The organism is Kitasatospora sp. NPDC058965 (assembly GCF_042741245.1).
In the GTDB taxonomy this organism is placed as follows: domain Bacteria; phylum Actinomycetota; class Actinomycetes; order Streptomycetales; family Streptomycetaceae; genus Kitasatospora.
In genome coordinates this window covers 1-18,899 of sequence record NZ_JBHYKG010000089.1, presented here as the reverse complement: position 1 = coordinate 18,899, position 18,899 = coordinate 1, and the positions used below count along the sequence as shown (strand labels likewise).

General features: G+C 74.8%; 13 protein-coding genes and 1 tRNA gene. 10 read left to right on the top strand and 4 right to left on the bottom strand.

Going from position 1 to position 18,899, the window contains the following annotated elements; translation table 11 throughout:
• Positions 1 to 6: 6 nt before the first annotated feature.
• Entirely contained in the window at positions 7 to 798 is a 792-nt protein-coding gene (locus ACFW1A_RS17185; RefSeq protein ID WP_380409841.1) for an SDR family NAD(P)-dependent oxidoreductase, read from the bottom strand.
• 178 nt (positions 799 to 976) lie between these two features.
• Between ACFW1A_RS17185 and ACFW1A_RS17180 the strand changes: the two genes are divergently transcribed.
• The 5 genes from ACFW1A_RS17180 (at position 977) to ACFW1A_RS17160 (ending at position 7,560) form a co-directional block, all read left to right on the top strand.
• Entirely contained in the window at positions 977 to 1,264 is a 288-nt protein-coding gene (locus ACFW1A_RS17180) for a DUF3039 domain-containing protein (RefSeq protein WP_380409839.1), read from the top strand.
• 62 nt (positions 1,265 to 1,326) lie between these two features.
• Positions 1,327 to 2,934, top strand: coding sequence for a beta-N-acetylhexosaminidase (locus tag ACFW1A_RS17175; RefSeq protein ID WP_380409837.1), 1,608 nt, complete (start codon positions 1,327 to 1,329; stop codon positions 2,932 to 2,934).
• Between the two features lie 317 nt (positions 2,935 to 3,251).
• Positions 3,252 to 4,133: an FAD binding domain-containing protein gene (locus ACFW1A_RS17170; protein WP_380409861.1), complete on the top strand. Its 882-nt coding sequence runs from the start codon at positions 3,252 to 3,254 to the stop codon at positions 4,131 to 4,133.
• Complete coding sequence (locus tag ACFW1A_RS17165) at positions 4,130 to 5,296, top strand: (2Fe-2S)-binding protein (protein WP_380409835.1); 1,167 nt, start codon at positions 4,130 to 4,132, stop codon at positions 5,294 to 5,296. The genes ACFW1A_RS17170 and ACFW1A_RS17165 overlap by 4 nt, the downstream gene beginning before the upstream one ends.
• Positions 5,293 to 7,560 (top strand): xanthine dehydrogenase family protein molybdopterin-binding subunit, encoded by a 2,268-nt coding sequence (locus ACFW1A_RS17160; protein WP_380409833.1) that lies wholly within the window; start codon positions 5,293 to 5,295, stop codon positions 7,558 to 7,560. Before ACFW1A_RS17165 ends, ACFW1A_RS17160 begins: the two co-directional genes overlap by 4 nt.
• A 156-nt stretch (positions 7,561 to 7,716) precedes the next feature.
• Here the strand turns inward: ACFW1A_RS17160 and ACFW1A_RS17155 are convergent.
• Positions 7,717 to 7,791 (bottom strand) — tRNA-Cys (locus tag ACFW1A_RS17155).
• Positions 7,792 to 8,014: 223 nt separating this feature from the next.
• Here ACFW1A_RS17155 and ACFW1A_RS17150 point away from each other — a divergent pair.
• Positions 8,015 to 9,439 carry an MFS transporter gene (locus tag ACFW1A_RS17150; RefSeq protein WP_380409831.1) on the top strand — a complete coding sequence of 475 codons (1,425 nt, stop codon included), beginning with the start codon at positions 8,015 to 8,017 and terminating at the stop codon, positions 9,437 to 9,439.
• A gap of 22 nt (positions 9,440 to 9,461) precedes the next feature.
• Here the strand turns inward: ACFW1A_RS17150 and ACFW1A_RS17145 are convergent, their stop codons facing one another.
• Positions 9,462 to 9,995 (bottom strand): hypothetical protein, encoded by a 534-nt coding sequence (locus ACFW1A_RS17145; protein ID WP_380409829.1) that lies wholly within the window; start codon positions 9,993 to 9,995, stop codon positions 9,462 to 9,464.
• Positions 9,996 to 10,191: 196 nt separating this feature from the next.
• Positions 10,192 to 11,484, bottom strand: a complete 1,293-nt coding sequence (locus tag ACFW1A_RS17140) for a hypothetical protein (RefSeq protein WP_380409827.1) — start codon at positions 11,482 to 11,484, stop codon at positions 10,192 to 10,194.
• A gap of 269 nt (positions 11,485 to 11,753) precedes the next feature.
• Between ACFW1A_RS17140 and ACFW1A_RS17135 the strand changes: the two genes are divergently transcribed.
• From ACFW1A_RS17135 to ACFW1A_RS17120, 4 genes are read left to right on the top strand one after another with little or no spacing between them, the layout of a single operon-like run.
• Positions 11,754 to 14,348 (top strand): phosphatidylglycerol lysyltransferase domain-containing protein, encoded by a 2,595-nt coding sequence (locus ACFW1A_RS17135; RefSeq protein WP_380409825.1) that lies wholly within the window; start codon positions 11,754 to 11,756, stop codon positions 14,346 to 14,348.
• Positions 14,345 to 15,019, top strand: coding sequence for a class F sortase (locus tag ACFW1A_RS17130; RefSeq protein WP_380409824.1), 675 nt, complete (start codon positions 14,345 to 14,347; stop codon positions 15,017 to 15,019). The genes ACFW1A_RS17135 and ACFW1A_RS17130 overlap by 4 nt, the downstream gene beginning before the upstream one ends.
• The gene (locus tag ACFW1A_RS17125; protein ID WP_380409822.1) at positions 15,016 to 16,329 is read left to right on the top strand and encodes an alpha/beta hydrolase; all 1,314 of its coding nucleotides are present in this window, start codon (positions 15,016 to 15,018) and stop codon (positions 16,327 to 16,329) included. Before ACFW1A_RS17130 ends, ACFW1A_RS17125 begins: the two co-directional genes overlap by 4 nt.
• Positions 16,326 to 18,887: a rhomboid family intramembrane serine protease gene (locus tag ACFW1A_RS17120; protein ID WP_380409820.1), complete on the top strand. Its 2,562-nt coding sequence runs from the start codon at positions 16,326 to 16,328 to the stop codon at positions 18,885 to 18,887. The genes ACFW1A_RS17125 and ACFW1A_RS17120 overlap by 4 nt, the downstream gene beginning before the upstream one ends.
• Positions 18,888 to 18,899 lie beyond the last annotated feature (12 nt).

The following is an 18,899-nucleotide window of genomic DNA, read 5'->3' as shown; positions in this document are numbered from 1 at the left end:
GGGGCGTCAGCGGTCCTGGCCGGTCAGCAGGCCGGGGTGGACGCCCAGGCCCATCGAGGCGTCGATCACCGCGCCGTGCAGCAGGGTGGCCTCCGGGCCGGCCAGCCAGAAGATCAGCGCGGCCACCTCGGCCGGGTCGATCAGCCGGCCGCGCGGCAGCCGGTGCAGCAGCTCGGCCCGGGCGGCGGGGGCGAGCGGGTCGAGCGTGCTGGCCTCGAACATGCCGGTCTCCACCGCGCCCGGGCAGACCGCGAAGACCTCCACCGGCTGGTGCGCCAGCTCGGCCGCGAGCTGTTTGGTGAGGTGGCCCAGGGCGGCCTTGCTCATGCCGTCGGCCAGCCGGAAGCCGGGGAACTGGGCGACCCCGCCGCCGACGCTGGAGACGTTGACGATCTTTCCGTGGCCCTGGTCGAGCAGCTGCGGCAGCAGCTCCCGGATCAGCCAGAGCGGGCCCAGCGCGTTGATCCGCAGCATCGCCTCGTCCCGCTCGTGCTGGCCCGGGCCGGCGTAGCGGGCCACCGTGGCGGAGCCGACCGCGGCGTTGTTCACCAGCACGTCGACCTCACCGGGGAGCTCGTCCAGCAGCCGCCGGTGGTCGGCCCAGTCGCCCTGGTCGAACGGGAAGGCGCGGACCTCGCCCGGATGGTGGCGGGCGGCGTGGTCGACCAGCTCGGCGGCGCGGTCGGCGCCCAGCCGGTAGGTGAACCAGACGTTGTCCCCGGCCCGGGCGAAGCGTTCCACGCAGGCACGTCCGATTCCGGCCGAGCCCCCCGTGATGAGTACGTTCCGTGTCGTCATCTGCAGCCCCTCCCGGGGCAGGCTGCCGGTGGCAGCGGCGGGCATTGGCTTGACTGATGGTGTCAAACCGTTTGACAGGCGACAAGGGGCGGAGTTGACACTCTGCGGCCGGTCACTGTGGGCGCCGCACCGGTCACGGGGGTCCGTTTCGCGCGCCACCCCCATAGACTTGGCGCCCATGAGCACTCTTGAGCCCGAGCGCGGCCTCGGTACCGGCACCCTGGTCGAGCCCGTCCCGCAGGTGTCCAACGGCGACGGTGACCACGAGCGCTTCGCGCACTACGTCCAGAAGGACAAGATCATGGAGAGTGCGCTCTCCGGGTCCCCCGTGGTGGCGCTCTGCGGCAAGGTCTGGGTGCCCGGGCGGGACCCGAAGAAGTACCCGGTCTGCCCGATGTGCAAGGAGATCTACGACGGCATCGGCGGCGGTGGCGACAAGGGCGGCGACAACGGCGGCGGCGAGTAGCCGTTCGATCTTCCCCCCAGTGGTCTATGCCACTGGGGTCGGCGCGGGGCAGGATGGTCCGCATGGACCTGATCCCCGCGCCGTTGTCCGTCCGCTTCGACCCGTCCGCCCGGCTGCGACTGGACGCCGCGACCACGCTGGGCGGCGGTCCCGGCACCGAGCGCGCCGAGGCCTGGCTGCGCGCGCGGCTGGGCGCCGCCGGCGGCCTGCCGCTGCGCTGGTCGGCGGACCCGGTGGTCGCGCTGGCGCTGGACGGCGGGTTGGCGCCCGAGGAGTACCGGATCGTGGTGGACGCCGAGCGGGTGCGGATCACCGCGGGCTCCGCGGCGGGCGCGCAGTGGGCGGTGGAGACGGTGCGCCAGCTGCTCGGCCCGGCCGCCTTCCGGTGCGCCCCGGTGGCCGGCGCCGACTGGTCGCTGCCCCAGGGCGAGGTCCACGACCGGCCGCGGTTCGGCTGGCGCGGGGTGCTGCTCGACGTGGCCCGGCACTTCCTGCCCAAGGCCGACCTGCTGCGCTACGTGGACCTGCTGGCCGCGCACAAGCTCAACGTGCTGCACCTGCACCTGACCGACGACCAGGGCTGGCGGTTCGAGGTCAAGCGCTACCCGCGGCTCACCGGGGCGGGCGCCTGGCGGGAGCGCTCGATGGTCGGCTACCGCGCCGCCGAGCGCCGCGACGACCGCCCGCACGGCGGCTACTACACCCAGGACGACCTGCGCGAGCTGGTCGCCTACGCGGCGGACCGGGGCATCACCGTGGTCCCCGAGATCGACCTGCCCGGCCACACCCAGGCCGCCATCGCCGCCTACCCCGAGCTCGGCAACACCGACGTGGTGGACACCGCGGCGCTGGGCGTGTGGACCGACTGGGGCGTCAGCCCGAACGTGCTGAACGCCGCCGACGCCACGCTGGCCTTCTTCGAGGGGGTGCTGGAGGAGCTGCTGGCGGTCTTCCCCTCGGAGTTCGTCCACCTGGGCGGGGACGAGTGCCCCAAGGAGCAGTGGCGGGCCAGCGCCGCCGCGCAGGCCCGGATCGGGGAGCTGGCGCTGGCCGACGAGGACGAGCTGCAGAGCTGGATCATCCAGCACTTCGACCGGTGGCTGGCCGAGCGCGGGCGCCGGCTGATCGGCTGGGACGAGATCCTGGAGGGCGGGCTCGCCAAGGGGGCCGCGGTCTCCTCCTGGCGCGGCTTCGCCGGCGGGATCGCGGCGGCGCGGGCCGGGCACCAGGTGGTGATGTGCCCGGAGCAGCACGTCTACCTGGACCACCGGCAGGCCGACGGGCCGGACGAGCCGATCCCGGTCGGCTTCGTGCGCACCCTGGAGGACGTGTACCGGTTCGAGCCGGTGCCGCCGTCGCTGGATCCGGTGAGTGCCCGTCAGGTGATCGGCACCCAGGCGAACCTGTGGACGGAGTTCATGGACGACGCCCGGGACGTCGACTACCGGGCCTTCCCGCGGCTGGCCGCCTTCGCCGAGGTGGCCTGGTCCGACCTGCCGACCGACCCCGAGCGGCGCGACTACGCCGGCTTCGCGGCCCGGATGGCGGGCCATTACCCGCGGTTGGACGCGCTCGGCGTGGCCTACCGGCCGCCGGCCGGTCCGCACCCCTGGCAGCGCCGGCCCGGCGTGGTCGGCCGGCCGATCGACGGGCCGCCGCCGGCGCGCTGAACCGGGGATCGATCGTTCTGGAACCTTTCGCCCGGCACGGGCGTCAAGAACAGGTGAACATCCGGTCACTTTCCGGGGGGATGTGCCCAAAAAGTGACCGGATCGTCCTGTACCCCGACGGCGATCACCGTGCGCGATGTGCCAGAGTTGCCCGACCCGGTGGGCTGCTTCTGTTCGGCCGCCCATCGCCCGTACGCTACGGGCGGTGCCGCGAGTGCGCGGCGCCGACGGACCCGGCCGGCCCGGTGGTCGGTCACAACGGCTGAGCGCGGCCCAGGAGAGTGGAGCACGGTGGGATCCAGGTGAACCGGACGATCATGCTGCCGACCTCCCTCGACGAGGCCGTCGAGGCGCTCGGGGCCTCGCCCGCCGCCGTCCCGGTGGCCGGCGGCACCGACCTGATGGAGGCGGTCAACGCCGGCCGGCTGCGCCCGGCCGCGCTGCTCGGCCTGGGGCGGATCACCGAACTGCGCGGCTGGCGCTACGAGGACGGCGGTACCGCCGTGCTGGGCGCCGGCCTGACCCTGGCCCGGATGGACCGCCCCGACTTCGCCGCGCTGATCCCCGCGCTGGCCGACGCCGCGCGCACCGCCGGCCCGCCGCAGACCCGCAACGTCGGCACCCTGGGCGGCAACATCGCCACCAACGCGGCGGTCGGCGACACCCTGCCGGTGCTGGCCGCGCTGGAGGCCGTGGTGACCCTGGCCCGGGTCGGCGGTACCCGCGAGGTGCCGGTCAGCCACCTGCTCACCGGTCACGACCCGATCCGCCCGGGCGAGTTGCTCACCTGGGTGCGGGTGCCGCTGCTGCACGCCCCGCAGGTCTTCCTCAAGGCCACCGGACGCAGCGGCCCGGCCCGCGCCACCGCCTCGGTGGCGGTGGTGCTCGACCCGGCCCGGCGCGGGGTGCGCTGCGCGGTCGGCGCGGTCGCGCCGGTCCCGCTGCGCCCGTTGGAGGCCGAGGCCTGGGTGGCCGGCTGCATCGACTGGTCGGCCCGCGGCGAGGAGGGCGCGCGCACCATCGACCCGGCCGCCGCGGCCGCCTTCGGCGAGTACGTGGCGAGCGCCTGCGTGCCGGACGGCTACGGCGCCGACCCGATGGCGGCGCCGATCGGCGAGGGGCCGACGCCGGCGGCCACGGCACTACGGCGTACCGTGGCGGTGCTGGCCCGCCGGGCACTGGGAAGGGCACTGAAGTGACGGCCGAGCAGATCGCGGACCTGACGACCGCGTCGACGAACCACCCCGCTCCGTCGGGGGACCCGCGTCCGACCACCTCCTACGTCCTGCGGGTGAACGGCTTCGAGCGGCCGGTGGCCGACGCCTGGATCGGGGAGAGCCTGCTGTACGTGCTGCGCGAGCGGCTCGGGCTGGCCGGCGCCAAGAACGGCTGCGAGCAGGGCGAGTGCGGGGCCTGCTCGGTGCAGGTGGACGGCCAGTTGGTGGCCGGCTGCCTGGTCCCGGCGGCGCTGGCCGCCGACTGCGAGATCAGCACCGTGGAGGGCCTGTCGGCCGGCGGTGCGGCCAGCGACGTCCAGCAGGCGCTGGCCGAGTCCGGCGCGGTGCAGTGCGGCTACTGCACGCCGGGGATGGCGATGGCGGTGCACGACCTGCTGCAGCGCAACCACCGCCCCAGCGAGGTGGAGGCCCGGCAGGCGCTGTGCGGCAACCTGTGCCGGTGCACCGGGTACCGCAGCGCGCTGGCGGCGGTCCAGACGGTGGCCGACCAGCGGGCGGCGACGGTGCTGGCGGCCGAGCAGGCCGCGGAGCAGGCGGCCGCCGAGGCGGCCGGGGCGGCCGCGGCGGAGGGTTCGGCCGAGCCGGCCGCCGTGCCGACGCCCGCCGAGGAGCAGCCGGAGGAACTGCCGGTCTACCAGGACGCCTGGACCGGGACGGCCCCCGCCGGCGAGGTGCCGGTCTTCGACGAGGGCTGGATCAGCGCCGACGAGCACCCGGGCGTCACCGCCGCCGGCACGGGCGTCGGGGTGATCCCGGCGCAGGGCTACGACCCCACGGCCTACGGCTACGGCCCGGGCACCTCCTACGACGGAGCGGGCTACGAGCCGACCCCGACCCACGGCACCAGCGCCCCGTTCGACGGCACGCCCGCACCGGGCACCCCGTACGAGCCGACGCCCGCGCACGGCACCGCGTACGAGGGCACCCCCAGCCACGGCACCGCGTACCCGGCGGCCCCGCCGTACGCCGCCGGCCCGTACGCCGCGGCCCCCTACCCTGGCACGGCCTACGAGGGCATCGGCTACCCCGGCACGCCCGCGCACGGCGTCCCGGCCCAGCCCACGCCCTTCGACGGCACGGTCTACGAGACCACCCCCAGCCCGGCCGAGGACGACCACGCATGACCACCGACGCACCCGCGCCCGAGGCACCCGCCACGCCGTTCGGCCTGGGCACCTCCCCGCTGCGCACCGACGCGCTGCCCAAGGCCCTGGGCATCTACCCGTACGCCGCCGACCTGTGGGCCGAGGGCCTGCTGTGGGGCGCGGTGCTGCGCTCGCCGCACCCGCACGCCCGGATCCGGGCGGTCGACACCTCGGCCGCCCTGGCGATCCCCGGGGTGCACGCGGTGGTGACCGCCGCCGACCTGCCCGCCCCCGCCGCGGCCGGGGAGCGGCCGGTGCTGGCCGACGGGCTGGTCCGCCACCACGGCGAGCCGGTGGCCGCGGTGGCCGCCGACCACCCGGACACCGCCCGGCTGGCGGCCGCCGCGATCGTGGTCGACTACGAGCTGCTGGAGCCGCTGACCGACCCCGAGCAGGCGTTCACCGGCCCGGCGCTGCACCCCAACGGCAACCTGCTGCGCCACCTGCCGCTGCGCCACGGCGACCAGGAGGTGGTCGGCGAGGTGGTGGTCGAGGGCCTCTACCAGGTGGGCCGGCAGGACCCGGCGCCGATCGGTGCCGAGGCGGGCCTGGCGGTGCCGCGCCCGGACGGCGGGGTCGAGCTGCACCTGTCCTCCACCGACCCGCACGGCGACCGGGACGCGGTGGCCGCCCGGCTGGGCCTGGACGTGGACCGGGTGCGGCTGGTGGTGACCGGCGTGCCCGGTGCCACGGCGGACCGCGAGGACCTCTCCTTCCAGGTCACCCTGGCGCTGCTGGCGCTGCGCACCGGGCGGCCGGTGAAGATGACGCTGACCCGCGAGGAGTCGTTCCACGCGCACGCCGCCCGGCACCCCGCGCTGCTGAGGTACCGCCACCACGCCGACGCCCAGGGCAAGCTGGTCAAGGTGGAGGCGCAGATCCTGCTGGACGGTGGCGCCTACGCCGAGGTGTCGGCCGAGGCGCTGGCCGCCGCCACCGCCTTCGCGGTGGGCCCCTACGTCTGCCCGAACGTCGCGGTGGACGCCTGGGCCGTGCGCACCAACAACCCGCCGGCCGGCCGGATGCGCGGCGAGGGGGCGCTGCAGTCCTGCTTCGCGCACGAGTCGCAGCTGGACCTGCTCGCGGCCCGGCTGGGCCTGGACCCGTTGGAGATCCGCCGGCGCAACGCGCTGGCCACCGGTGACGGGCTGCCGACCGGACAGGCCGTCACCTGCCCCGCCCCGGTGGCCGCGCTGCTGGACGCGGTGGCCGAGGTGCCGCTGCCCGCGCTGCCGCTGGACGAGCCGGACACCGACTGGCTGCTGCCCGGCGGCCCGGGCGGCGCCGGCGACCCGTCCGCGGTGCGGCGCGGGATCGGCTACGCGCTCGGCATGTGCCACATGCTCGGCGCGGAGGGCGCGGACGAGGTCGCCACCGCGACGGTGCGGATCAGCGGTGGCAGCGCCACCGTGATCTGCGCGGCGGTGGACGCCGGTCAGGGCTTCGCCACGCTCGCCCGGCAGATCGTGCAGTCGGTGCTCGGGGTGGCCGAGGTGTACGTCGCGCCGGTGGACAGCGACCAGTCGATCGCCGGTCCCGCGGCCCGCGGGCGGCACACCTGGGTCTCCGGCGGTGCGGTGGAGAAGGCCGCGCTGATGGTCCGCCACCAGCTGCTGGCCCCGATCGCGGCCGACTTCGGCATGTCGGTGGAGCTGCTCTCGATCGCCGACGGCAAGATCACCTCGTACGACGGGGTGCTCGGCATGCCGGTGGGCGAGGCGCTGGAGGGCAAGGAGCTGTGGGCCACCGCGCAGTGCCGCCCGCACCCGACCGAGGCGCTGGACGAGGCGGGCCAGGGCGACGCCTTCGTGTCGATCGCGTTCTGCGTGATGCGCGCGGTGGTGGACGTGGACATCGAGCTCGGCGCGGTCCGGGTGGTGGACGTGACGGTGGCCCAGGACGTGGGCCGGGCGCTCAACCCGGGGCAGATCGAGGACCGGATCGAGGCGGGCGTGGCCCAGGGCATCGGCGCGGCGCTGCTGGAGGACCTGCGGACCAGCGGCGGCGTGCTGCTCAACCCCTCGCTGACCGGCTACCGCCTGCCCACCGCGCTGGACACCCCCGAGGTCCGGGTGGCCGCCCTGCTGGAGGAGCGCGACGTGGTCGCCACCTTCGGCGCCAAGGCGGTCAGTGCCGTCCCCGCGGTGGTCGCCCCGGCGGCGATCGCGGCCGCGGTGCGCGCGGCGACGGGTCTGCCGGTGGGCCGGCTGCCGATCCAGCCGCAGGACGCGGTGGTGGCGTAGGTCCGGCCGGTCCCCGGGTCCGCCCGGCTCCCGCCGGCCCGCGGACCGGGAGCCGCCCGGTCCGTCGGGCCCGCCGCCGGGAATGCGGCGGAATGCGGCGGTCGGCGGCGGGAATGCGGAAAATCCGGTCGGCGGATGCGCGGACCGGACATTCCGTGGAGGCCATGACGGGAATCGAACCCGTGTAAACCGTTTTGCAGACGGTTCCCTGAACCACTCGGGCACATGGCCATTGACGGTGCGTCAGTGGTGGCGACAACACCAGGAGGAGGCGGTGCGGGTCATGGCACTGGCTCCTCTCCGGGTCGGTGGGGCGGGAATTCCGTCGGGCTGACAGGAATGATTTTATGCGTCACCGGGCGGGTCCGGTCAATGGCCGAATGTGACGGCTGCATGAAGTCCTAGGACCAAAGGTCAGGAGTCAAACTGCCTGATGGGTCTTACGATGTCAGCCATGACCACCACCGATGCCACCCCCCTGCTGCCCGCCGCCGAGGCCGACGAGGGCGGCGTGCTCGGGGCGCGGTACCGGGCGCTGACGCTCGGCATCGTCTCGGTGGTGCTGCTGCTGGCCTTCGAGGCGACGGCGGTGAACACCGCGATGCCGGTGGCCGCGCGCGAGCTGCACGGGCTCGGGCTCTACGCCTTCGCGTTCTCCGGGTACTTCACCAGCACCCTGTTCGCCATGGTGCTCGCGGGGGAGTGGTGCGACCGGCGCGGTCCGACGGCGCCGCTGTTCGGCGGGATCGGGGTGTTCGCGGTGGGCCTGGTGGTGGCCGGCACGGCGGACCGGATGTGGACCTTCGTCGGCGGCCGGGCGGTCCAGGGCCTGGGCGGCGGGCTGGTGATCGTCGCGCTGTACGTGGTGGTGGGCCGGGCCTACCCGGAACGGCTGCGCCCGGCGGTGTTCGCGGCCTTCGCGGCGGCCTGGGTGCTGCCCTCGATCGTCGGGCCGCTGGTCTCCGGCACGGTGACCCAGCAGCTGGGCTGGCGCTGGGTGTTCCTGGCGGTGCCGGCGCTGGTGGTGCTGCCGCTGGCGGTGATGGCCCCGGCGCTGCGCCGGGCCGAGCACGCGCAGCCGCCGGCCGCTGGCGGGGCGCTCGACCGCACCCGGATCGGGCTGGCCGCGATGGCGGCGTGCGGGGCGGGGCTGCTGCAGTACGCGGGGGAGCGCCGGGACCTGCCCGCGCTGCTGCCGCTGGCGGCCGGCCTGGCCCTGCTCGGGCCCGCGGTGCTGCGGCTGCTGCCGCCCGGCACGCTGCGGTCCGGGCGCGGGCTGCCCACGGTGATCCTGCTGCGCGGGGTGGCGGCCGGGGCGTTCATCGCCGCGGAGTCGTTCATCCCGCTGATGATGGTGACCGAGCGGCACCTGTCGCCGACCCTGGCCGGGCTGACCCTCACCGGCGGCGGGCTCAGCTGGGCGTTCGGCTCCTGGCTGCAGGGCCGGCCCGGCGCCGAGCGGTACCGCGAGGGGTTGATCCGGCTCGGGTTCGTGCTGACCGCGGTGGCCATCGCGGGTGCCGCACTGGTGCTCTGGCCGGCCGCGCCGACCTGGACCGCGGCGGTGGCCTGGACCGTCGGCGGGCTCGGCATGGGGGTCTCGATCGCCAGCATCAGCGTGCTGATGCTGAAGCTCTCCCCGCCGGCGGCGGCCGGGGCCAACTCGGCCTCGCTGCAGATGTCCGACGCACTGGGCAACGTGCTGCTGGTCGGCCTGGCGGGGGTGCTGTTCGCGGCGCTGGGCGGCGGCTCGGTGGCGGGTGCCGCGGCCGGCATCGGTGCCCGCGGCGCGTTCGCGGTGATCTTCGCCGTGATGACGGGGGTGGCGCTGGTCGGCGCCGCGCTGGCCGGGCGGGTCCGCCCGCACCCGGCCGGCTGATCCCCCGTCGGGCCGGCGGCGGTCAGACGTCGCGCCGCCGCCGGTGGTGGTGCACCACGGCCGCGGTGGCGGTGCCCAGCAGGGTGATCCCGGCCAGCGTCTCCGGCAGGTCGACGCCGGTGCTGCCGCCGAGGCCGGCGTGGCTCGGGCCCTGCGGGGTCAGGTGGCCGGCCTCCTCGTGGTCGCCGCGGCCCGGGTCGCCGTGCACGGTGAAGGTGGTGGCGACCCGGCTCCTGGTCACCGTGGTGCACTCCACCGTGACGTCGTAGACACCGGGGCGGGCGTGCTCGGGCACCGTGGCGATCGCGCCCACCAGGCCGCGCAGCGAGCCCAGCTTCACCGCCGGGATGTCGTCGCCGTCGGCGTGCTCGCGCGAGCGGAAGGTGGCGGTGCCGCCGGCGCTGTCGCAGTTGCCGCCGTCGAAGACGGCGAACTGGCTGCCGGGGGTGACCGGGTCCGGCTCGATGACGACCGGGTTGGCGGCGGCGGGGCCGGCCCCGGCCAGGCCCACGGCCAGGGCGAGCAGGGCGCCGGCGGCGAAGTGACGAGCACGCATGGTTGGGACTCCACGGGGCGCGGCCACGGGGTCGTCCCCGTGCGAAGGAAGTAGGCGATACCGCGTCCTGAGAACCAGGGGACGGCCGGCGGGCCGGGCCCGCACCCGCAACCCGCCCGTCCCCGACCCGGAAAACCCGCCGCTACCTGGGGTGATGCCCGCTCACCCGGGGTAGCGCCGAATGGGGACCGGGGCGCTAGCGCCCGGTGCCGAGGAAGCCCGCCCAGCCGCCGGCCGGCGACTCGCCCGGGCCGAGGGTCTGCAGCTTGCGCAGCACCGCAGGGTCCTGCACCTCAAGCCACTGGACCAGCTGGCGGAACGAGACCAGCCGCACCTCGGGCTTGTCGGCGATGGTGCGCAGCACCTCCTCCACCGCGTTCATGTAGATCCCGCCGTTCCACTGCTCGAAGTGGTTGCCGATGTACATCGGCGCGCGGTTGGTGGTGTAGGCGCGGTCGAAGCCGGCCAGGTAGGAGTCCCGGGCCTGCCGCTGCCAGGAGTCCTGCATCACCGGGTTGCCCTTGGTGTTGTCGCCGGACTGGTTGTACATGATGTTGTAGTCCATCGAGAGCACCTGGAAGGAGTGCCCGGGGAACGGGATGGACTGCAGCGGCATGTCCCACAGCGAGCCGTTCTGGATCTTCTGCGGCCAGACCTGCAGCCCGCCGGGCCCGCTGCTGTCGTACTTCCAGCCGCGCGCGGCGGCGGTGGGCAGCAGGCCGCGCTGGCCCTCCAGGCACGGGGTGCGGCCGCCGATCAGCTCCTTGCGGTAGTCGAAGGGCAGTGCCGGCAGGTCGGTGAAGCCGGTGTTGGTGCGCCAGTTCATCACGAAGTCCATCGCCTGCTGGATCTCGCTGTCCCAGTCGTCCGGGGACCACCGCCCGCCGCCGTTGGCCCCGCAGAAGTGCCCGTTGAAGTGGGTGCCGATCTCGTGGCCGTCCAGCCAGGCGGCGCCGATCTGGGTGAGCGTGTCGCGGATGTGGCGGTCCTCCAGGTAGCCGATGTCGGAGGCGCCGATCCGGTGCTGCGGCGGGCGGTAGAGGTCCTTCTTGTCCTCCGGCAGGGTGTAGATCCCGCTGAGGAAGAAGGTCATCGAGGCGTTGTGCTCGTTGGCCAGGGTGCGGAACCGGGTGAAGAGCTTGTTGTCCAGCTCGCCCGCGCCGTCCCAGGAGAACACCACGAACTGCGGCGGGCGCTGGCCCGGCTCCATCGGCTGGGGCAGCGGCTGGTGCGGCTGCGGCCCGGTGTCCGAGGTGGACCCGTCGCCGATCATGGTGGCCGGCGGCTTGGCGGGGGTGGGCGAGGCCGGGGAGCCGGAGGGCAGCGGGACCGCCCCGGCGGCGTCGGCCTTGCTGGTGGCGGTGGTCCCCCGCGGGGCGCAGCCGGCGGCCACCGCGGCGGCGGTGGCGGCGCCGGCTGCGAGCAGGCTGCGGCGGGACAGGGTGTCCGGCTGGGCGGGGGCGGTCGGCGCGGCGGGCACGTCGTTCAAGGCGAGCTCTCCAGAGTCCGGGAGGGAACGTCGGCGCGGTGCCGGCGCGACGGGGGCCCAACGGCGCGAGCTGGCAGGGGAGGTGGCGAACTGTCGGCTGAATGTCCGTTATGGGCTATTTGTGCGTTCCAGGATGGCACGGGGCGGCCCGCCGCGACGGCAGCGCGGTGACCTTCCGCCCGTAAGAACCAGCCGATCGGCGTGTCGATTCGCGACGGAGATCAGTAGATCATCTGATTGGACGACAGAAGCGGGAGGAGCGCGGAGCAATGTGGCAGTCGGTGGTGGACGCCTACCACTCGCGCATCGTGGAACCGGGCCGCCAGCCGCTCTTCCTGCTGCTGGTCGGTCTGATCAGCGCCTTCCTGTTCATCCGGTTCAGCACCCGGATGATCCGCCGCGGCACCTCCTGGTGGCCCGGCAACGTCACGCCCGGCGGCCTGCACATCCACCACGTGGTGTTCGGCCAGGCCCTGATGCTGGTGGCCGGCGTGGGCGGGTTCACCGTGCACGGGCTGACCAGCCACACCCGCGAGCTGCTGGCGTTCTGCTTCGGGATCGGCTGCGGGCTGGTGCTGGACGAGTTCGCCCTGGTGCTGCACCTGGAGGACGTCTACTGGAAGGAGCAGGGCCGCAAGTCGGTGGACGCGGTGATCCTCGCGGTCGCGGTGATCGCGCTGCTGCTGGTCGGCGAGCTGCCGCTGGGCGGCTTCCTGGCCGGCAAGCCGTCCGTCGAGCGCTTCGTGGGGGCCGCGGTGCTGCTCGCGCTGGTCAGCGTCACGCTGCTCAAGGGCAAGCTGTGGACCGGCCTGATCGGCGTGATGCTGCCGCTGCTGGCGGTGGTCGGCGCGGTCCGGCTGGCCCGCCCCGGCAGCCCGTGGGCCCGCTGGCGGTACCGCAGCCGCCCGCGCCGGATGGCCCGGGCCGAGCGGCGCGAGGCCCGGCTGCACCGCCGGGTCACCGCCGCCAAGGTGGCCGCCTACAACCTGCTGGCCGGCGCCCCGGACACCGGCGCGGAGAGCGCCGCCCCCGCGGCCCCGGCGCCCGCCGCGGCGGGGGCGGTGCGGCCGGCACCGCCCGTGGGCCCCTGGCGCCGGCGGCTCGGCGGCTGGGCCGAGTGGTACCTGCGGATCGCGGCCGCGCTCAACCTGCTGGCCGGGTTGATCGCGCCGTTCCGCGAGCGGGTGGAGCGGGCCAACAGCGGCGAGTTCTTCACCCCGGTGCTGATGACCGCCGGCTTCACCGCCGCGCTGTTCGCGGCCCTGCTCGCGGTGATGATGCGCCGCAAGAAGCGGGCCGCCTGGATCGTGGCCACCACCGTGGTGGCGCTGTACGCGGCGCTGTTCGGGCTGGCCCTGCTGGTCCAGCCGGAGGACCGCGCGCACCCGTTCAACTGGGTCTCCGCCTCGCTCACCCTCGCCCTGCTGGTCGCCCTGCTGCTCAGCCGGCCCGCCTACCAGGTGCGCGGCGCCCCCGGGAACGTGCTGGTCGGGCTCACCTGCGCGGTGCTCGGCGGGGCGCTGGTGATCGGCCTGGGCGCGGTGCTGATCCGGGCCAGCGCGGCGCCGCCCGCCCCGGACTGGGACGACAGCGTGCGGTACGCCGCGATCCGGCTCTTCACCACCTCCGGCTTCGGCGAGGTGGTGCCGACCGTGACGGTGGGCCGCTGGGCCGACCTGGCGATCAACGTGCTGGGCGCCGCGCTCTTCCTGCTGGTGCTGCGGGTCTTCTTCCGCTCCCCGCGCGGGCGGGTGTGGCTGCAGCCGCAGGACGAGCAGCGGCTGCGCGCACTGCTGGAGCGGCACGGCGCCCGCGACTCGCTCGGCTACTTCGCGCTGCGCCGGGACAAGGCGGTCTGCTGGTCGCCGTCCGGCAAGGCGGCGGTGCTCTACCGGGTGGTCAACGGGGTGGCGCTGGCCTCCGGCGACCCGATCGGCGACCCGGAGGCCTGGCCGGGCGCGATCGAGCGGTGGCGGGAGCTGGCCCGGGCCAACGCCTGGGTGCCGGCCGTCACCGGCGCCGGCGAGCAGGGCGCCACCAGCTACCGGCGCACCGGTCTGAAGGCGCTGGAGTTCGGTGACGAGGCGATCGTGGAGGTGGCCGGCTTCAGCCTGCAGGGCCGCTCGATGCGGACCCTGCGGCAGGCCCACAACCGGGTCCGCAAGGCCGGCTACCGGGCGGTGATCCGCCGTCACCGGGACATCCCGGCGGCCGAGCTGGCCGAGTTGGTCCACCTGGCCGACGCCTGGCGGCACGGGCGCACCGAGCGCGGCTACACCATGGCGCTGGGCCGGCTCGGCGATCCCGCCGACGGCGACTGCCTGCTGGCCGAGTGCCGGGACGAGAACGACCGCACCTGCGCGCTGCTCAGCTTCGTCCCGTGGGGTGCGCACGGGCTGTCGCTGGACCTGATGCGCCGTGACCGGGAGTCCGAGAACGGCCTGGTGGAGTTCCTGGTCACCGAACTGCTGCAGCGCGCGGGGGAGGGCGAGCAGCCGATCACCCGGGTCTCGCTCAACTTCGCCATGTTCCGCTACGTCTTCGAGGCCGGCGGCAAGCTCGGCGCGGGGCCGGTGCTGCGGCTGTGCCGCGCGGTGCTGCGGTTCCTGTCCCGGTGGTGGCAGCTGGAGTCGCTGTACCGGGCCAACGCCAAGTACCAGCCCGCCTGGGAGCCGCGGTTCGTGCTCTACGAGAAGTCCTCCGAGCTGCCGGTGATCGCCGTGGCCAACGGGATGGCCGAGGGTTTCCTGGTCCGGCCGCGGCTGCTCGGCGGCCGCCCACCGCGGCGCGCGGGCGCTCACCCGGCCGGCGGCGCAACCGATGCGCCCGCGGCCGCGTCCGGTTTGGCTGGACGGGCGCAGTGATCCGTCCGGAAGCGCACAACGGAAGCGGGAACGACGTGGGCGGGCAACGCGGCCCCTGGTCATCGGCGGTGGTGCTGGCCGCCGCCGTGCTGCTGGGCGCCCACCTGGTGCACGACGGCACCGGCGGGCACCGCCCGCCCGCCCCGGCGCCGGACCAGGCGCCGGAGGACGGGGTCACCGCCGCAGCACTCAGCGGCACCCCGATGTCGGCCGCCGACCCGGTGCGGCTGCGGATCCCCGCGATCGGGGTGGACGCCCCGGTGACCGGCGTCGGTCTGGACCCGCAGGGCCACCTGGCCACCCCGCCGGACGGCGAGCGCAACCTGGCCGGCTGGTACCGCGCGGGGACCGCGCCGGGCCAGCGCGGCACCGCGCTGCTGGCCGGCCACGTGGACACCGCCGGCGGCCCGGCCGTCTTCTACGGCCTGGGCGCGCTGCACCGCGGCGACCGGATCGACGTGCTGCGCGCCGACCGCACCACCGCCTGGTTCGTGGTGGACGCGGTGGCCGTCTACGACCGCTCCGCCTTCCCGGACCGCAAGGTCTACGGCCGGGCGCCGGACCCGCAGCTGCGCCTGATCACCTGCGGCGGGCAGTACACCAAGGGCAGCGGCTACCAGGGGAACCTGGTGGTCTTCGCCCACTTGACGGGGCATCGGGAGACGGCATGAACCTGGCCTTCGAGGGACCGCTGGACTGGCCGGTCACCCGCGGCGCGATCCCGGTGCTGGTGCTGGTGCTGGGCCTGGTCTCGCTGCTCGGCCTGGCCGTCTCCAGCAGTCGGCACTGGTGGAGCCGGCGGCTGCCCTGCGCCGTGGTGCTGGCCGCCGCCGTCACGGTGCTGATCCGGTTCTGGGTGGACGACTGGTGGCAGCCGTTCCCCGACCCGCTGCCGCGCAAGGTGCTGTTCTGGATCGGGATCGGGGTGCTGGGGGTGCTGCTGGCGGTGTTCCGGCTGCCGCCGCTGCCCTGGCGGGGCCGGCTCGCCGCGGTGGTCGCCGGCCTGCTGGTGCTGCTGATGGCCGGCTCGCAGGTCAACCGGATCTACGACCAGTACCCGACCCTGCGGGTGCTGCTGGCGCCCTGGTTCGAGCACACCCCGACGCTGAGCACCAGCAAGGCCAAGGCCACCGTGGCGGTGCCGCCGGGCAAGGTGCTGGCCGAGGTCTGGCACCCGCCGGCGGGGATGCCGGCCAAGGGCACCGTCGCCAAGACCCCGCTGCCCGGCGTCAAGTCCGGCTTCCAGGCCCGGGACGCCTACGTCTACCTGCCGCCCGCCTACCAGACCGACCCGCGCCCGCTGCTGCCGGTGCTGGTGCTGCTCTCCGGCCAGCCGGGCGGGCCGGAGGACTGGGTGACCACCGGCGACCTGGCCGGGATCATGGACCGCTTCGCGGCGCAGCACCACGGCCTGGCCCCGATCGTGGTGGCCGCCGACGCGGCCGGCTCCACCTTCGGCAACACGCTCTGCATGGACTCCAAGATCGCCAAGGCGCAGACCTACCTGGCCCAGGACGTGCCGGACTGGATCCACGCCCACCTGCAGACCGCCACCGGGCGCGGCGCCACCGCGATCGGCGGCGTCTCCTACGGCGGCACCTGCTCGATCCAGCTGGGGGTCAACGCACCCCAGGTCTACGGCAGCCTGCTGGACATCTCCGGCCAGGACGAGCCCACCCTGGGCAGCCACCAGGAGACCGTGGACCAGGCCTTCGGCGGCGACGAGGCCGCCTTCGACGCGGTCGACCCGCTGCACGTGATGGCCCGTCAGCGGTTCCCCGACACCAACGCCGCCTTCGTCGCCGGCAAGAGCGACGGCGAGTACGGCCCGCAGAACCAGAAGGTCTACCAGGCGGCGCTCGCCGCCGGCATGAAGGCGACCTGGAGCACCGTCCCCGGCGGCCACGACTGGAACGTCTTCCGGGCCGGCGTCAGCACCCAGCTGCCCTGGCTGGCCACCGCGACAGGACTGACCCGATGACGACCAAGACCGAACCGGCCGACGCGCCCGTCACCCCGGTCCCGCCCGGCCGGGGCCGCCGGGTGCTGCGCGCCCTGGTGCTGCCGGTCGGCGCGCTGCGCCAGGCCCCGATGACCGTGGTGCTGATCCTCACCCTGTGGATCCTCGGCGGGCTCACCGGGAGCCTGGGCCACGGGCCGCCGCCGGAGCTGCTGAAGTACGTCGGGGTGGGCATCCAGAGCCTGTCGGCCGGCTACTGGTGGACCCCGGTCAGCTCGATGTTCTGGTGCTCGGGGATCGCCGCCTACGTGGTCAACACGCTGATGCTGGTGGCGCTCGGGCCGCTGGCCTCGCGGCGGCTCGGGCGGCTGCGCGCGATCGCGCTGGTGCTCGGCGGCCAGGTGCTCGGCACCCTGATCGGCACCGGCCTGGTGCGGCTGGGCATCGCGGTCGGCGAGACCTGGACGCTGGGGCTGCACGACCAGTACGGGCTGGGGCCCACGGTCGGCGTCTTCGCCCTGGCCGGCGCGCTGAGCTTCCGGCTCAGCGCGCTCTGGCGCCGCCGGCTGCAGCTGCTGGTGGTGCTGGTGCCGGCCGTGATGATGCTCTACATCGGCCACCTGCAGAGCGTGCAGCGGGTGGTCGGGGCCGGCCTCGGGCTGGTGGTCGGCGCGCTGTGGCTGCGCGGGAAGCAGCAGCCGCTGCGCCCGCGCCGGGCCTCGCACGCCGAGACCCGGGTGCTGGTCGCGCTCTGCGTGGCCGGTTCGGCGATCGGTCCGCTGATCGCCTCGCTGTACCAGGACGCCTTCGGGCCGTTCAACACCTTCAGCGACCTCTACTTCTCCCGCCCGCCGACCCGGGAGGACATCGACTACGCCTGCTCGGTCTCCGCCGACGACTGCGCCCACCTGCGGTCGGCGCTGCACTTCTTCGACTCGCCCGGCCGGCTGATGGCGGCGCTGGTCCCGATCCTGCTGCTGGTGCTGGCCGACGGGCTGCGCCGCGGGCTGCGGCTGGCCTGGTGGGCCACCGTGGTGGTGCAGCTGCTCTGGATCGGCCTGCTCGGCTGGCTGCTGCGGCTGCTGCTGGACCAGGCCTCCGACCTGGGCGGGCGGACCATGGTCTGGCAGCTGGTCGGCGAGGCCTGGGCGATGCCGGTGCTGGTGCTGGCGCTGCTGCTGGCCACCCGGCGGCGGTTCGGGCTGCGGCTGCCGAGCCGGGTGGTGCGCCGACTGGCCGCGGTGATCGGGGCCACCCTGCTGGCCTCCTGCCTGGCCTACGTGGGCATCGGCTACCTGGTGCGCGACCAGTACGAGCCGGACACCACGCTGCCGGCCCTGCTCAAGGGGCTGCCGTCGGAGTACCTGCCACCGGCGTACAACGGGCTGGTGCCCACCTACCCCGTGGCGGCCGGCGGCACCGCGCAGGCCCTGGAGACCTACTGCGGCCTGCTCTTCTGGGCGGTGACGCTGGTCGCGCTGCTGGCCGCGTTCCGCCGCCCGTCGGTGCACGAGGACGCCGCGGACGCGGCCCGGGCCCGGGCGCTGCTGGAGCGGTACGGCGGCTCGACGCTGTCGTTCATCGCCACCTGGGACGGCAACCACTACTGGTTCGACGAGCGCGGCGAGGCGGCGGTGCCGTACCGGGTGCTCGGCTCGGTCGGGATGGCCACGGTCGCGCTGACCTGCGGCGACCCGTTCGGCGAGGAGACGGCCCGGGAGCGGGCGGTGGCCGGGTTCGCCCGGTACTGCGACGCGCGCGGCTGGACGCCCTGCTTCTACAGCGTCACCCCGCAGACCGAGCGGGCCGGCCAGGCGCTCGGCTGGCGCTCGCTGCAGGTGGCCGAGGACACCGTGGTGCCGCTGCCCGAGCTGGCCTTCACCGGCAAGAAGTGGCAGGACATCAGGACCGCGCTGAACAAGGCGAAGAAGGAGGGCATCACCGCCGAGTGGTGGACCTGGCAGCAGGCGCCGCTGGGGATCCGGGACCAGATCCGGTCTATCTCCGAGGAGTGGGTGGCCGACAAGGGCCTGCCGGAGATGGGCTTCACCCTGGGCGGGCTGGACGAGCTGGCCGACCCGGCGGTGCGGATGCTGGTCGCCGTCGACGAGGACCGCACGGTGCACGGGCTGACCAGCTGGATGCCGGTGTACCAGGACGGCGCACCGGTGGGCTGGACGCTGGACTTCATGCGCCGGCGCAGTGACGCCGCCGACGGCCGCCAGCCGTTCCGCGGCGTGATGGAGTTCCTGATCGCCTCGGCGGCGCTCGGCTTCAAGGAGGAGGGCGCGCAGTTCCTCTCGCTCTCCGGCGCGCCGCTGGCCCGGGCCGACCGCGGACAGGAGCCGACCACGCTGCAGCGGATGCTGGACTGGATGGGCAAGACCCTGGAACCCGTCTACGGCTTCCGCTCGCTGCTCGCCTTCAAGGCGAAGTTCCAGCCCGAGTACCGGCCGATGTACATGCTCTACCCCGACCCGGCCGCGCTGCCCGGCATCACCCGGGTGATCGGCAAGGCCTACCTGCCGCACCTGACGGCGAGCCAGGGCGTGCGGCTGATGCGGCGGCTGTCGGCCTGACGGGCCGACAGC